Origin of the sequence: Propionispora vibrioides (assembly GCF_900110485.1) — a bacterium.
In the GTDB taxonomy this organism is placed as follows: domain Bacteria; phylum Bacillota; class Negativicutes; order Propionisporales; family Propionisporaceae; genus Propionispora; species Propionispora vibrioides.
Window position 1 is genome coordinate 46,739 of the sequence record NZ_FODY01000017.1, and the last position, 14,868, is coordinate 61,606.

Below are 14,868 nucleotides of genomic sequence, written 5' to 3' on the forward strand. Positions count from 1 at the left end.
CGGTTTAATAGTTTAACAGATATTTGGTGCAGACCATCACGGTGTTGGTTTCGCCGATCAGGCCGCCCTTGGTAATGAGGGCGATGCCGTGCAGCGGGCCGCCGACCAGGGTGCCAAAGGAAATGTGCGGCTGGACCTCATCGATCAGTTCAATGGCTTCGACCTGGCTTTCGCGGCAGAAGGCTACCGTCATATCGCCGCCGGTCAGATAGATGCCTTTTAAGTAATTCATTCCCGGCTGCAGGGCTTTGCGGGCGATGCGGGCCAGGCCGTAGGTGATGCGCCGGGCAATGTCATCCTGGGTGACGCCCCGTTTATGGGCTTCGGCCTTAATGTCAATTAAAAACTCCTTATTGCCGGCGGCCCGCAGTCCGAACACATCATTACACTGGCTGATTTCCCAGATTTCGCGGGCGATGACTTCTTCCACCGGCTGCTCCTCGTCGGAATCGAGGAAGTGACGGATATCCACGTCGATAATGTGGGCCTGACATTCATTCTGCAAATAGGCTAATTGGCTGCGGGTCAGGTCGGAGGCACTGGCGGCGACGATAAACACTTTACCGGCTTTTTTCCGGGTGACCCGCTGTTTGCCCAGGTAGGCCAGTTCGCAGGCCTTTTGCGTGAACGGGCCGGGGTCTACGGCAAACCAGGGAACCTGCAGGCGGTTAATGCCCTCAGCAATCGCGCCGATATCGGCAAAAGTGATGGCGTCAAACAGCAGGATGCGGGCGCCCTGTTCAATTTGCCGGCGGGCTGCCGCGGTAATGGCCTCGCTGCCCTGCAGCGTGACCGACAGGGGGATAAAGCCTTGTGGCAAGGCCGTCTGGGTGCTGATTTCCTCACTCAGCGCGCTGCTGTGCACCGGCTTGACCGGATCGTTGCCAGCCGGGGTTTTATGGACCGGTACGCCGTTGACCAGCTGGTAGCCGCCGACGACCATGCGTCCCGAGGCCGGATAAACGGCCACGACGCAGGCAATGGCATTGTCCGGCAGGGCATCCATCATGCCTTCAATTTCGGCCCCCAGATTGCCCCGGATGGTGCTGTCGATCCGTTTGGAAAAGCGGGTAATCCCGCGCTGCAGCAGTTGACCGGTACACTCCCGGATGCGTTCATACGCTTCGGCGGCATCCAGCGTGCGGCTGGATGCGTTGACGACAATGGCGTCATAGTCCTGAAGAGGGAATTTTTCAATGGTGCGGTGTTCGATAGTGGTCAATGTACGGAAATAGCTATTGGTCAGCAGGACGCCTGCCGTATTGGCGCCGGTTAAATCATCAGCAATGACTGCCCACTCGGCCATGTTGTATCTCTCCTTGCGTTTTCTTAATTTCTACCGGTTCATCCAGAGTCAGAATGATTAAGAAGCCGATAATCGCCGCCAAACCGAAATAGGTGAAGACAAAGTCGTAAGTCTGGAATTTATCCAGCAGGGCGCCGGCGATCATGGGAGAAAAGAAGCCGCCCAGATTGCCGCCGCTATTGACTAAGGCAATAGCGATCGGATAAGTACTGCCTGTGGTAAGTCCCATCGGGTAGGCGGTAAAGGCCGGCCAGCCTACGTTGAGCAGGAACCCGGTCATAAACAGGGCGGCCGAAACGGCGGTGGAGTTTTCCGGCAGATTGACCATAACCGCCATCATCAGGCAGGTGGACAGGGCTGTCAGCAGCATAGTCGGTTTCCGGCGTTTGTGCAGCAGCTTATCGGAAATCCAGCCGCCCAGGATGGAACCGATCAGCCCGCCCACCCACGGCGCGGCGGCGACAAAGCCCATCTTGAGGAAGGAGTAATGCTTGGCGTTTACCAGATAGGAAGGAATCCAGGTCATTAAACCATACAGCACGCTGACCATCATAAAGTAGGCCAGGCAGTTGCCCCAGATATTCCAGGAGGTAAAAATATTCTTTCTAGTCTCAATTTTCGCAATATTTTTGGCCCGAATCAGCTTATCCAGCCAGCCCAGTGACACGGCCTCTGCCTGCTTGACCGCGGCAGTCTCGCCGGCTCCCTGAATATAGCTGACCTCCTGTTCGTTTACATAGGGACTTTCGGCCGGCTTGTTGCGCACCAGCAGATACCAGATGACCGCCATAGCAAAACCCGGCAGGGAGAACGTGTAGAAGATGGTGCGCCAGCCGAATTCGGTGGCGATCCAGACGCACAGCGGCGGGATGACAATGGGGGCGAACATGGTGGAAGCAATGTAGAAGCCGACACCGGTGGCCTTTTCCTTCGAAGGAAACCAGTTGTTGATGGTAGAGGTCAGACCGACCGGCGTGGGGCCTTCAAAAATGCCCAGCCCCAGACGGAACCATTTGATGGCGGCCACTGACTGGGCAGTGCCGATCAAATAGGTAAACAGGGAAAACCCTAAAATCGAAGCCGGCACCATGCCGCGGGCGCCGAATTTACTGAGCCAGAAGCCTGCCGGTATTTGGCTGATGGCATAGCCCAGGAAAAAGAAACTGGCAATCGAACCGGCCTCAAAATTGTTAAAGTGAAATTCTTTCTGGATAAAAGGCAACGCTACGCCGATATTGCTGCGGTCGGCGAAATTGATCGCATAGGTAACAAAGATAATGGCTAGAACAACCCAACGGAATCGACTCATCTAAACTCCTCCTCACAATATAGGTTGACAGGGGGAGCTATGCTGTTCTTGCTGCCCGGACTGTTATACTTTTTTGACCAGCAGGGCTTTTCTGGTTTTCTGCAGGTTGTTGAGGAACATGTCTTTTTTCAGCATGGCGACACTGACATAGAGCACATCCAGGAGGTAAATCTGGGCAATCAGGTTTTCCATAGACTCGCTGCGGTACATGGACTCCTGGGAAGTGGTAATCAGCTTAAGTTCACAGGTCTTGGCCAAGGGCGAGCCGGCCCGGCTGGTCAGGGCCACGGTAGTGGCGCCGGCCTGTTTAGCCTGGCGCATGGCGTCCAGGACATCCTTGCTGCTGCCGGCGGTGCTGATGCCGATGGCCACATCGCCCGGTTTGAGCAGTGAAGCGTACATGGATTGCAGGTGACTGTCCTGGGGAACCCGGACATCCAGCCCCAGACGGAAAAATTTGTTGAGTGCGCTCTGTGCTGCCACACCGGCATTGCCCATGCCATAAATGTCTACCCGGCTGGCGCCGGCCAGCGCGTCGACCACCCGCTTGACCTGCTGCATATCGACATTCTGGCGGGTAAAATGAATAGAAGCGGTGTGAGATTCCGCCAGTTTGGTCGCTATGTCGGGAATTTGGTCGGTTTCGCCGATTTCTTCGTGAATGTTCTCCAACGGTTTAATAAAGGTCCGGGATAAAGCCAGCTTTAGCTCCTGATAACCGGACAGGCCAATAGTTTTGCAGAGGTGGGTTACCGTAAACTGGCTTACCTGACATTGGTCGGCCAGTTCGGCGATGCTTAACAGGACTACGCTTTTCGGATTCTTGAGCACGTAATCCGCCACCAGTTTGGTCTGTCGGCCTAAAGCATGGTACCTTTCCGTTAGCTGAGCCAGGACCTGGTTGGTTGCCGCCGCTGTATCAGAATCGTGCTGGTCGGATCCATCCGTGCTGGTTGCTGTCTCGCTAACGGATTCTTCGGCCGGACACGATGCGTTAGTAAGGTTGAAAGCGTCGCTCTCCTGCGAACGTGGATGAGTCATCGTAACCGCTCCTTTTTGGTAGAATTATCTAACAATTTTGATTATATTATATAATATTATATAAGTCAATATAATAATTTATATTATATAATATTATAAAAATGGACATCGGTGCAGGAAAAAAGCTCTGCCGGGCGGCAGGAGACAGTGCCTGGCAGGGAGAAATAAAAGACAGTTTGTTAGGAGCTTCTGATAACGGGCAGAAACGTTCTGAAAGCAGGTGATGTGTTTGTACCTCTATACAAGTCTTTGCCAGTCCTTTGCCTGCGGCATGTGCGGCCGCTGCTGCCGCAACGACTGGCTGGTAAGCGTCGATGAAGCAACCTATGACCGCAGCCGGACACTGTTTTGGCAAACAGGCCGACAGGCAGAGTTTGAGCGGGTCTTTGTACCGCTGACCGGAGCAAGGCAGACTGGCGAGTACGCCTATATTGCCAAACAGGATAGCGGTGCCTGCTGGTTTTTGGGCGGGGAAAACCTTTGCCGCTTGCAGCGCGAAGCCGGGCACGGCTTTTTGGATACCGTATGTCAGACCTTTCCCCGCTACCCGATGAGCACTGCCCGGGGATTGGAACTAACGCTCAGCTTTAGCTGCTCCCGGGTGGTGGAGCTGGCCTGTCAGATCGACCGGCTGGAGGTACTGCGTCAGGACAGTCCGCCCTTTGCCGTCGCTCCCGACGCCGTGGTGCTGACCGTGCACCCGCAGCAGCGGCCGGCCAGTGATCCGCTTCATTATTATTTCGAGATTGAGCAGCACCTGCTGGACATTTTGCAGTGGCGCGGTGCACCGCTTAGCCATCGCCTGCGGCTGCTGGCTGACACCGTTACGGCGCTGCGGCGTCTGGCTGGCGACGACGCGCTGGGAGGGCAGCTTACCCGGCTGCTGTACCGTAATTATGACTATATGGATGCCGCCGGTGACGGCAGCGGGGGCGACTATGGCCCGGCCGAACGGCTATGTGAACACTTCCTGGTCAATCTGGTATTTAAAAAGCCCTTTTATTTGTATGGCTGGCAGGAAAGCTTGAAACTGCTCAGCCTAATAGAGGATAAACTCGAACGGACGCGCGCCGCGGCGACGGACCAATTGGCGGCGGTGCGGGAACTGATTATGGCCATAGAAAGCAGCTACTGCCACAACCGGCAGGCGTTATACCAACTGCTGGCCCGCCCTTAATGAAGAAAATCGAAAGGAGCAGAATGCGCTTATAGCGCGTTCTGCTCCTTGTTTGTAAGCTGGGAAATTACAATACGGTAAGGCCTCTTGAGTGCAAATAGCCGGTAGCCCGTTCTGTCTCCAGGTCGGTGGCTGATGGAATACCAGTCAGCGCATAAGGGCGGTTAAGTTGTTCCCATTTTTCACAGCCCATCGTATGGTAGGGCAGCAGCTCGACTGTTGGCTGGTTAGGCAGCGCCGTGATGATGCCGGCCAGCAGGCCCAGTTCCTCCGGGGTATCGGTCAGGCCGGGAATCAGCACGTAGCGGACCACCAGGCGGCTGGACTGCAGCGAGGTGTAGTGGAGATTAGCCAAAATGAGGCGGTGGTCAGTGCCGGTTAACCGGTGGTGCAGCCGTGGGCTGGCCGCTTTCAGACCGAATTGCACCATATCGGTGTGGGTGAGGACGGCTGCCAGGTTTTCCGGCGGACAATGGCCGGAGGTATCCAGCAGGGTATGCAAGCCGGCGGCTTGGGCTGCTTTAAACAAGGCGGCGACAAAGCCGGGCTGCAGCAGGGGTTCACCGCCGCTGACCGTAAGACCGCCGCCGGACGATTGGTAATAGGACCGGTAGCGGTCGATATCGGCCAGCACCTCGTCGACGGTAATGGTTTTCTGGCCCCGTTGCCAGGTATCGGGATTGTGACAGAAAGAGCAGCCCAGGTTGCAGCCGCTTAAAAACAGCACATACCGTATGCCCGGCCCGTCGACGGTGCCGAAAGTTTCAATGGAATGGTAATACCCTTGCATGGCATAGCCTCCGTAAGGTATTTATTATACGGCCTGATAAAAGGTGCGGCTGATAACTTCCTGCTGATGGGCCTTGCTCAGTTTGACAAAATGAACTGCATAGCCCGACACGCGGATGGTGAGCTGCGGGTACTGCTCGGGATGAGCCATGGCGTCCTCCAACAGCTCGCGGTTGAGCACGTTGACATTGATGTGATGGCCGCCGTGCATCGCATGAGCATCCAAGAGTGCCGTCAGGTTGGCAGCCCGGGCAGCCGGTGTTTTACCCAGCGCCTTCGGCACAATGGAAAAGGTGTAGGAAATGCCGTCCCGGCAGTCCTCATAGGAAATCTTGGCGGCCGAATTGATGGCGGCCAGGGCACCCCGCTTTTCCCGGCCGTGCATAGGGTTGGCGCCGGGGGCAAAAGCCTGGCCGGCTTTGCGTCCGTCGGGGGTGGCGCCGGTCTTTTTGCCATACATGACGTTGGAGGTAATGGTGAGAATGGACAGGGTATGTGTAGCCTTGCGATAGGTGGGGTGCTGCTTTAACAGGCGGGAGAACTCGGCGGGCAGTTCCCTGGCGATATTGTCGACCCGGTCATCGTCATTGCCGAAGCAGGGGAATTCGCCTTCCACCGCAAAATCAACGGTGATGCCCCGTTCATCCCGGATTGGCCGCACCTTGGCATAACGGATGGCGCTTAGCGAATCGGCTGCCACCGAAAGTCCGGCTACGCCAAAGGCCATCAACCGCTCAACCTGGGTGTCGTGCAGGGCCATCTGGCCACTTTCGTAGGCATATTTATCATGCATGTAGTGAATGACGTTCATGGTGTTGACGTACAGTCCGGCCAGCCAGGTCAGCACGGTGGAATAGTTTTGCCGCACCGTCTCATAATCCAGATATTCGCCGTCCGCAATGGGCAGGACCGGTCCTACCTGTTCGCCGGTCTTTTCATCGCGGCCGCCGTTGATGGCCAGCAGCAGGGCTTTGGCCAGATTGGCCCGGGCGCCGAAGAACTGCATTTGCTTGCCGACCTGCATGGCTGATACGCAGCAGGCGATAGCGTAATCGTCGCCATAGACGGGACGCATCAGATCGTCGCTTTCATATTGAATGGCGCTGGTATCGATCGACACCTGGGCGCAGAATTTCTTGAAGTTTTCCGGCAGGCTGGTTGACCAGAGCACGGTCAGATTGGGCTCCGGTGAGGGACCTAAATTGTATAAAGTATGCAGTATACGATATGAAGTAGCCGTAACCAGCGTTCTGCCATCCAGGCCGGTACCGCCAATTGCTTCCGTTACCCACAGCGGGTCGCCGGCGAACAGTTCGTTGTATTCCGGGGTGCGCAGATGGCGGGCCAGACGCAGCTTGATCACCAGTTGATCGATCAGCTCCTGGGCCTCTGCTTCGGTCAGCACGCCGCTTGCCAGATCGCGTTCGATATAGATATCCAGGAAGGTCGATACCCGGCCTAAGGACATGGCGGCGCCGTTTTGTTCTTTGATACCGGCCAGATAGCCGAAGTAGAGCCATTGCACCGCTTCCTGGGCAGTTTTTGCCGGCTGGCTGATGTCAAAGCCATGTTCTGCCGCCATAGTCGCGATGGCCTTTAAGGCATTGATTTGCAGGGACACTTCTTCCCGCAGCTTGATAATGTCTTCCAGAATCGGATAAGAAGCCAGATGTGTCAGATCCTGCTGCTTGGCGGCCACCAGGCGGTCAATACCGTACAGGGCAATCCGCCGGTAATCGCCGATGATCCGGCCGCGGCCGTAGGCGTCGGGCAGTCCGGTGATAATGCCCACCTTGCGGGCCTGCTTCATTTCCTTAGTATATACATTAAACACCGCCGTGTTGTGGGTAGTGGCATGGTTATGGTAGATGTCACTGATGACGGGGTTCAGCTTGTGGCCGTAGGCTTCGCAAGCCTGTTCGGCCATACGGATGCCGCCATTGACAATGACACTGCGCTTTAACGGCGCGTCGGTCTGCAGGCCGACGATTGTCTCGGACTCCCGGTCAATATAGCCCGGCCGGTGGGACGTAATGCTTGATACGACGGTAGTGTCCACATCCAGCACACCCTGATTGTCGTGTTCGGCTTTCAATAACCGGCGGCATTCAGCCCAGACCTTTTCCGTTTTGGCCGTCGGGCCGGATAAAAAGCTGTCATCGCCATGATAAGGCTTATAATTGCGTTGGATAAAATCACGCACATCGATCGTCTCATTCCAGGCTCCCGCCACAAAGTGTTGCCAAGCTTCCATAAGTAAACCCTCCTTTAGATAATGATCATGCACAAAGGCGATCATTTTGTAAGAATAATAAAACCGCCTGGTGCAAGAAATACAGATATCTTGCCCAGGCGGTCGGCTATTCTCTCCCCAAGATACGGTCCCCTGTGGTAACCCACGTCACTCCGCCAGTTCCGCATCTTTTTGCTGTTTGATCTCATTATAAAGTAGCCGGCGTCCACTAGTCAATATAAAATTTGTCGATCTGTGCTGCTGCAGTGGACGGTTACCGGCCGGTCAGGGTGAGCGTGCTGAGCACCGCGCCCGCCGGATTGACAAAGGTGATGACCACAGGGTCGCTGAAATTCAGGAAGGAGCGGTCAAGCAGCACCCAACTGTCGGTTTGGCTGGCGGTGCCGGCACTTTGCGGGCTTTTGGTCCGGACGGTTACGGTAAAGTCGTTGCCGGTCTGGACTACCTTGCTCAGTGCAATGCCGTAGCCGTCGCCGGACACTCCCCGCAGGCTGCCGTACAGTAGAAACTGACGGTTAAAATCCACTGAGTCCGCCTGGGCTGTTACAGCGGCCGGAACCTCCGCCGTAGTACCGGCTAAGCGGGGATTGACGAGCAGGACACCGAAGGCTGTCCCTGGCGTATAGGTGCTGTCCAGCCACTGCCAGTTGTCGAAGTTGGTGTTTTGGTACAGAATGAGCTGGCTGGCTGCCGGCGACAGGGTATAGTCCGGAAACATGCTGGCCGGTACATAGGTGGCGGCATGGTTGGAGTCGCCGATACCACGGATGGTGGTAATAATCCAGTCGTGGCCGCCCCGTTTTAAATCCACCTTATAGGTCCGGCCACTGGAGCGTACCTGTACGGTAGCACTGTCACGGGAAATGGACAGCAGGGAGAACTGGTCGCGGCTGACATTAAAGCCGAAGGTGGCGGCATTTTCTTTTACTTTTCGCACCGGGTCGCCTAAGCGGATGGCGCGGGCGTCATCCCGGCGGTCTTCGCTTTTGTGTTCCTGCCGGGGTGTATCGGCGGAAGACTTTGCCTGCGCCGCCGGCAGGCCGGGCATCATGGCCGAAGAGATAACCGCTGCACCGGCGACGGCAGCCAGCAGCTTTTTGTACCGTTGATTACCTAATTTACGAATGATGCGCTTCATAACTAATCTCCTTTACCGGCTTATTTTTATTAAGGAACCGCTGATTTAATGAGCTTGCCAGACTGGCGAGAGATTTTTTCGGCTGGCAAGGAAGTAAAATCGCAGGAAAAGCGGTCCCTATTTCAAGGTTTTGCTGACGTAGCCAGACGGAAAAAGATCCGCCAGTCTGGCAGTGTGAATAAATTAGTGGTTCCTTAGTAGTGTTTGCCGATCAGACGGGATCATGCCGGGTATTTTTTGTCAAAACAGGATAAACCGGCTTAGATGGTATGGCAGCCCGATCCGTGGTACAATAAAGGGTATTATAGTAAAACAGGTGATAAACAAGATGGACCAGGTAGATGTGATTGTGATCGGAGCCGGCGTAGTCGGCCTGGCGGCGGCCTGCCGGCTGGCTCAGCGCTGGCCGGAAAAAAGTATTTTGCTGCTGGAGAAAAACCGGACTTTCGGCCTCGAAATGTCGGCTCGTACCAGCGAGGTGATCCATTCGGGCCTGTATTATCCGCCGGGCAGCTTCAAGGCAAGGCTGTGTGTGTCCGGCAAGGAAAAACTGTATGACTTTTGCACCTCCTGGCAGGTTCCTTACCAGCGGCTGGGCAAGCTGGTCATCGCCCGTAATGATGAAGAGGCGGCTAAGCTGGACCAATTGCAGGAGCAGGCGCTGGCCAATGGGATAGCCGATGTAACGAAACTGGAGCCAGTGGCAGTAGCCCGGCTGGAGCCGAATATTTCCTGCCAGGCCGCGTTGTTTTCGCCGTCCAGCGGGATTGTGGACACCCGGACCTTGCTGGCCCGCCTGGAGCAGGTGGGGCGAAAATACGGCGCCATGCCGGTGTATCAGCAGACGGTGACCGGCATAGCCCGCATGACCGGCGGTTACTGTGTGACCTATACTGATGCGTCCGGCCGGTCTGATGAGGTAGGCTGTCGCTGTATCGTCAATGCCGCCGGTCTGGGTGCCGACGCCGTCGCCGCTATGGCCGGCATTGCGGTTGACCAGGCGGGCTACCGGATTTACCGCTGCAAGGGTGAATATTTTTCGGTCGCCAATGAGAAGGCCGGCTTGGTGTCTCATCTGATCTTTCCCGCTTCCATCCGGGAGCTTAAGGGCAGCGGCATTCCGGTCATCAAGGATATGGGCGGGCGGCTGCGACTGGGGCCTGATGCCCATTACGCCGCCAATGGCCTGACCGACTACCGGATCAGTCCGGCCAATGCCCGGCAGTTTTTGGCTGTGGTTGGCAGTTACCTGCCGTTTCTGGAAGAAGACGATTTGTCTGCCGATATCGCGGCGCTGCGTTGCCGGCTGCTGGTTGCCTGCGGCAGTCCGCCGCGGGATTTTGTCATTTGCCATGAGACGGAGCGGGATTTGCCGGGGTTTGTCAACCTGATCGGCATTGAATCGCCCGGTCTTACCTGCTGCCTGAGTATCGCCGACCTGGCAGGGGATATGCTGACGCCACTGCTTGACGGATAAAAGGGGGCGTCAGGGACCATATAAAGCGTCTAGCGCCTCTCACCGGTCATGACCGGGACTTTTTTCGCATATTATATAAGATATTTGGCTTGATTATCTAAACGACAGGGCATATAATCAAAAATTATATACATTTGTTTATACCGGGGAGTTCTTAGTACATATAATGAGGGTAATTTTGTATACAAGTATACAAAAGTGTAAAGAAGTAAAACGAGCAGGTTAGAGTAAAGGGGCTGGCTGTATGTCTGGATTGACGGGTGTTGTTGCCTGTGAAACGTCGATATGCTCGATAGAAGAGGGCACATTGCGCTATCGCGGCTATACGATTGACGATTTGGCCTATAAAGCGTCGTTTGAAGAAATCATTTACTTACTATGGTATGGCCGTCTGCCGAATCGCCTGGAATTGATCGCGCTAAAGCAGGACTTGACGGAAAGTGCGGTGTTGCCGCCGAAAATCTACGATTTGCTGCGGCTGTATGCGCCATGGGGCAATGCAATGGCTAAACTGCGTACCTGTGTGTCGTTTCTTACCCATTTTGACGATGAGGTCATGGACCATTCTTTTGCGGCCGACCATCGCAAGGCTGTTCGCATTATGGCGCGCATGGCGGCCATTGTGGCGGCTATTGAGCGAATCCGCACCGATCTGGAGCCGATTGAGCCGGACGCCATCAAGTTTTCCTCGCTGGCGGAAATGTTTCTCTGGCTGTTAAAAGGAGAGAAACCGGAGCCGATTGCCGTTAAGGCGATGGACCTCTGTCTGGTGCTGCATGCCGAACATGAGCTGAATGCCTCGACCTTCGCTTCGCGGGTCACGGTGTCCACCATGTCGGATATTTATTCCGGCATTGTATCGGCTATCGGCACGCTGAAAGGAGCGCTCCACGGCAACGCCAATGAACAGGTGGCCAATATGCTGGAGGAAATCGGTGATATCGGCCGGGTGGAAGAGTATATCGCGGCTAAAATCGCCAACCAGGAGCGGATCATGGGCTTTGGGCACCGGGTTTACAAAAACGGTGATCCCCGGGCCAAGCACCTCAAGGCGCTGGCTAAGGAACTGGGTGAGTACAGCGGTGACACGCGCTGGTATGACATGTCGGAGAAAATTGAGCGGATCGTTTACGAAAGCAAAGGGCTGCGCCCCAATGTCGATTTTTATTCCGCCTCGGTGTATACCTATCTCGGCATACCCAGGGATTTGTTTACGCTCATTTTTGCCACTAGCCGGACGAGCGGCTGGATGGCCCATATTTTGGAACAGCATGACAATAATAAGCTTATCCGCCCGCGGGCGAAATATATCGGTAAAAAGCACCAAGAGTGGCTGCCGGTGGAAGAACGGTAAATTTGGAGGGATATATATATGAAGCAAACGATGACCGCCAAGATCATTGGCAGCCATCTGGTAAGCGGCAAGATGGTGGCCGGTGAAGAAATCGGCATTCGCATTGATCAGACACTGACTCAGGATTCTACCGGGACGATGGCCTATTTACAATTGGAAGCCATGAACATTCCCCGCGTAAAGACCAAGCTGTCTGTTGCCTATATTGATCACAATACACTGCAAACCGGCTATGAGAATGCCGACGACCATTTATTCATTCAGACTGTGGCCGCCAAACACGGCATCGTGTTTTCTAAACCGGGCAACGGCATCTGTCATCAGGTAAATGTGGAACGTTTCGGCCGGCCGGGCTGGACGCTCTTAGGTTCGGACAGTCACACGCCGACCGGCGGGGGCATCGGCATGCTGGCCATTGGCGCCGGCGGACTGGATGTGGCGGTGGCGATGGCCGGTGGCGCTTACTACTTAAAAATGCCCAAGGTCTGCCGGGTGGAACTGACCGGCAAGCTGCAGCCCTGGGTGAGCGGTAAGGATATCATCCTGGAGCTTTTACGGCGACTCAGTGTAAAAGGCGGCACCGGCCGGGTGTTTGAATATACCGGCGAAGGCGCGGCCCGTCTGACGGTGCCCGAACGGGCCACCATCACCAACATGGGGGCTGAACTGGGGGCCACCACCTCGCTGTTTGCCAGCGATGAAATGACTCGTGCCTTTTTGGCGGCCCAGGGCCGCGAAGCCGACTGGACTCCGTTGGCGCCTGATGAAGGGGCCGAATATGATGAGACGGTGGTTATCAATTTGGACGAGCTGCAGCCGCTGGTAGCTAAGCCGCATAGTCCGGACAATGTAGCTCCCGTAGTCGAACTGACCGACAGCAAGGTCGATCAGGTAGCTATTGGCAGCTGTACCAACTCGTCTTATCTGGATTTAATAAAAGTGGCGAAAATACTGGAAGGCAAACAGGTACACCCGGAAGTGTCCCTGGTCATTGCCCCCGGCTCCCGCCAGGTGCTGGGCATGCTGGCCGACAGTGGCGCGCTCAGCGTATTGCTGCGCGCCGGCGCCCGTATCCTGGAATGCGCCTGTGGTCCCTGTATCGGCATGGGGCAGTCGCCTAAATCAGGCGGGATATCCTTACGGACCTTTAACCGCAATTTTGAAGGCCGCAGCGGTACGCCTGACGCCAAAGTGTATTTGGTCAGCCCGGAAGTGGCGGCGGTGAGCGCCCTTACCGGTACAATCACCGATCCCCGCACTTTTGGGGCAGCACCTGTTGTCGTTATGCCGGACAAATTTGTTTCCGACGATCATCTGCTTGTTTTTCCGCCGGCTGACGGACAGGCTGTGGAAGTGGTCCGCGGACCCAATATCAAGCCCTTCCCCAAAGCGCAGCCGCCGGCTGAGTCGCTGCGGGCGCCGGTGCTCTTAAAAGTGGGCGACAATATTACGACCGACCACATTATGCCCTCCCACGCCAGCCTGCTGCCTTATCGTTCCAACATTCCCCATTTGGCCAAATACTGTTTCAGCGGTGTGGATTCTTCCTTCCCGGAACGGGCGCTACAGGCCCATGGCGGCATCATTGTCGGCGGCAATAACTACGGTCAGGGCTCCAGCCGGGAACATGCGGCACTGGCGCCGTTGTACCTGGGGATCAAGGCGGTGCTGGTCCAGTCTTTCGCCCGTATTCACCGGGCCAACCTGATTAACTTCGGCATTGTGCCGCTGCTGTTTGCCGACAGCGCCGACTATGCTGGAATCAGCCTGAATGATGAACTGGTTATTGAAAACCTTCGCGACCAGTTGAGTGCGGCTACCGTACTAACGGTGCGCAATGTGACGACAGGCAAGGACATTCCGGTCAAATGGGAAGCCACCGAACGGGAACGGCAGATCATTCTGGCCGGCGGGCTCTTAAACTACACCAGACAGGCAGGGGGTGTGGGCCGTGCGTAAAGTTACTTTAATTCCCGGCGACGGCGTCGGACCGGAAATCGCTAAGGCCGTGCAGTCTATTTTTGCCGCCGCTAAGGCGCCGGTGGCCTGGGACATCTGCCAGGCCGGACAAGCCGGCATCGACCAGGCGGGCGAACCGCTGCCGGAAGCGACGCTGGCCAGCATTCGTGCCAACGGTTTGGCATTCAAGGGACCGTTGACCACTCAGATCGGCAAGGGTTACCGCAGCATCAATGTAACGCTGCGCCAGACCTTCGACCTGTATTGCAATTTACGCCCGGTAAAATCGCTGGCCGGTATCGGCAGCCGTTATGAGGGGGTCGATCTGGTCATTTTCCGGGAAAATACCGAAGATCTCTATGCCGGCGTGGAGCACAAGGTGGGGGCCGATGCCGCTGAATCAATTAAAATCATTACCCGCAAGGCATCGCTGCGCATTGCCGAGGCGGCATTTACCTACGCGGTAAAACATAGCCGTAAGAAAGTAACGGCTGTGCATAAAGCTAATATTATGAAACTATCGGACGGCCTGTTCCTGGAGTGTGCCAGGGAAGTGGCCGCCCGGTATCCGCAAATAACCTACGAAGAAGTCATTGTAGACAATATGTGTATGCAGCTTGTCATTCGCCCGCAAAGTTATGATGTGCTGCTGGCGCCCAATCTCTACGGCGACATTATCTCCGACCTGTGCGCCGGCCTGGCCGGCGGACTGGGCGTGGTGCCCGGAGCCAATATCGGTACGGAATGCGCCATTTTTGAAGCCGTTCATGGCACGGCGCCGGACATTGCCGGCAAAAACATTGTCAATCCGGTGGCTATGCTGCTTTCCGGGCTGATGCTGCTGGAGCATATCGGCGAAACGGCTATTGCCGGCCGGATAAGGGCCGTTGTGGAGCGGGTCATTGCCGAAGGCAAAACGGTGACTCCCGATATCGGCGGTACGGCATCGACCGTGGAGATGACCGAAGCGATTATCAAATTACTGTAATATTGCGCAACCAATGACGGGCTGTTGCACTAAAAAAGTGAACCGCTCCCAGTCAAGTAGACAGACCAAAAAAGAA

The 14,868-nt window shown here is 55.7% G+C and carries 11 protein-coding genes and 1 riboswitch; of the genes, 5 read left to right on the top strand and 6 right to left on the bottom strand.

The window, feature by feature from the left end; translation table 11 throughout:
- Positions 1 to 4: 4 nt before the first annotated feature.
- The 3 genes from BMW43_RS13480 to BMW43_RS13490 form a co-directional block, all read right to left on the bottom strand.
- Positions 5 to 1,306, bottom strand: a complete 1,302-nt coding sequence (locus BMW43_RS13480; RefSeq protein ID WP_091748479.1) for a four-carbon acid sugar kinase family protein — start codon at positions 1,304 to 1,306, stop codon at positions 5 to 7.
- Positions 1,281 to 2,615, bottom strand: coding sequence for an MFS transporter (locus BMW43_RS13485; protein ID WP_091748482.1), 1,335 nt, complete (start codon positions 2,613 to 2,615; stop codon positions 1,281 to 1,283). The genes BMW43_RS13480 and BMW43_RS13485 overlap by 26 nt, the downstream gene beginning before the upstream one ends.
- A gap of 63 nt (positions 2,616 to 2,678) precedes the next feature.
- Positions 2,679 to 3,656, bottom strand: a complete 978-nt coding sequence (locus BMW43_RS13490; RefSeq protein ID WP_091748484.1) for a MurR/RpiR family transcriptional regulator — start codon at positions 3,654 to 3,656, stop codon at positions 2,679 to 2,681.
- A gap of 229 nt (positions 3,657 to 3,885) precedes the next feature.
- On the opposite strand from BMW43_RS13490, the gene fliB reads away from it, so the two are divergent.
- Positions 3,886 to 4,833: a flagellin lysine-N-methylase gene (fliB, locus tag BMW43_RS13495; protein WP_091748487.1), complete on the top strand. Its 948-nt coding sequence runs from the start codon at positions 3,886 to 3,888 to the stop codon at positions 4,831 to 4,833.
- A 67-nt stretch (positions 4,834 to 4,900) separates the two neighbouring features.
- Here the strand turns inward: fliB and pflA are convergent, their stop codons facing one another.
- From pflA to BMW43_RS13510, 3 genes are all read right to left on the bottom strand, one after another.
- Positions 4,901 to 5,623, bottom strand: coding sequence for a pyruvate formate-lyase-activating protein (pflA, locus tag BMW43_RS13500; protein ID WP_091748491.1), 723 nt, complete (start codon positions 5,621 to 5,623; stop codon positions 4,901 to 4,903).
- A 24-nt stretch (positions 5,624 to 5,647) separates the two neighbouring features.
- Positions 5,648 to 7,876 carry a formate C-acetyltransferase gene (gene pflB / locus BMW43_RS13505; RefSeq protein WP_091748495.1) on the bottom strand — a complete coding sequence of 743 codons (2,229 nt, stop codon included), beginning with the start codon at positions 7,874 to 7,876 and terminating at the stop codon, positions 5,648 to 5,650.
- An 85-nt stretch (positions 7,877 to 7,961) separates the two neighbouring features.
- Positions 7,962 to 8,049, bottom strand: a riboswitch (ZMP/ZTP riboswitch).
- A gap of 80 nt (positions 8,050 to 8,129) precedes the next feature.
- The gene (locus BMW43_RS13510; protein WP_091748498.1) at positions 8,130 to 9,014 is read right to left on the bottom strand and encodes a hypothetical protein; all 885 of its coding nucleotides are present in this window, start codon (positions 9,012 to 9,014) and stop codon (positions 8,130 to 8,132) included.
- A 328-nt stretch (positions 9,015 to 9,342) separates the two neighbouring features.
- On the opposite strand from BMW43_RS13510, the gene BMW43_RS13515 reads away from it, so the two are divergent.
- The 4 genes from BMW43_RS13515 to BMW43_RS13530 all read left to right on the top strand — a co-directional run bounded on the left by BMW43_RS13515 (position 9,343) and on the right by BMW43_RS13530 (position 14,792).
- A complete protein-coding gene (locus BMW43_RS13515) occupies positions 9,343 to 10,491 on the top strand; it encodes an NAD(P)/FAD-dependent oxidoreductase (RefSeq protein WP_177173597.1) in 1,149 nt (382 codons plus the stop codon).
- Positions 10,492 to 10,735: 244 nt separating this feature from the next.
- On the top strand, positions 10,736 to 11,845 hold the full coding sequence (locus BMW43_RS13520) for a citrate/2-methylcitrate synthase (RefSeq protein ID WP_091748504.1): 1,110 nt from the start codon (positions 10,736 to 10,738) through the stop codon (positions 11,843 to 11,845).
- An 18-nt stretch (positions 11,846 to 11,863) separates the two neighbouring features.
- Positions 11,864 to 13,804 carry an aconitate hydratase gene (locus BMW43_RS13525; protein ID WP_091748507.1) on the top strand — a complete coding sequence of 647 codons (1,941 nt, stop codon included), beginning with the start codon at positions 11,864 to 11,866 and terminating at the stop codon, positions 13,802 to 13,804.
- Entirely contained in the window at positions 13,797 to 14,792 is a 996-nt protein-coding gene (locus BMW43_RS13530; protein WP_091748510.1) for an isocitrate/isopropylmalate dehydrogenase family protein, read from the top strand. Before BMW43_RS13525 ends, BMW43_RS13530 begins: the two co-directional genes overlap by 8 nt.
- Positions 14,793 to 14,868: the final 76 nt, after the last annotated feature.

Coding starts and splice junctions, on each gene's coding strand:
- BMW43_RS13525 (WP_091748507.1), top strand. CDS start 11,864: ATGAAGCAAACGATGACCGCCAAGATCATTGGCAGCCATCTGGTAAGC.
- BMW43_RS13510 (WP_091748498.1), bottom strand. CDS start 9,014: ATGAAGCGCATCATTCGTAAATTAGGTAATCAACGGTACAAAAAGCTG.
- BMW43_RS13515 (WP_177173597.1), top strand. CDS start 9,343: ATGGACCAGGTAGATGTGATTGTGATCGGAGCCGGCGTAGTCGGCCTG.
- BMW43_RS13480 (WP_091748479.1), bottom strand. CDS start 1,306: ATGGCCGAGTGGGCAGTCATTGCTGATGATTTAACCGGCGCCAATACG.
- BMW43_RS13490 (WP_091748484.1), bottom strand. CDS start 3,656: ATGACTCATCCACGTTCGCAGGAGAGCGACGCTTTCAACCTTACTAAC.
- pflB (WP_091748495.1), bottom strand. CDS start 7,876: ATGGAAGCTTGGCAACACTTTGTGGCGGGAGCCTGGAATGAGACGATC.
- pflA (WP_091748491.1), bottom strand. CDS start 5,623: ATGCAAGGGTATTACCATTCCATTGAAACTTTCGGCACCGTCGACGGG.
- BMW43_RS13485 (WP_091748482.1), bottom strand. CDS start 2,615: ATGAGTCGATTCCGTTGGGTTGTTCTAGCCATTATCTTTGTTACCTAT.
- BMW43_RS13520 (WP_091748504.1), top strand. CDS start 10,736: ATGTCTGGATTGACGGGTGTTGTTGCCTGTGAAACGTCGATATGCTCG.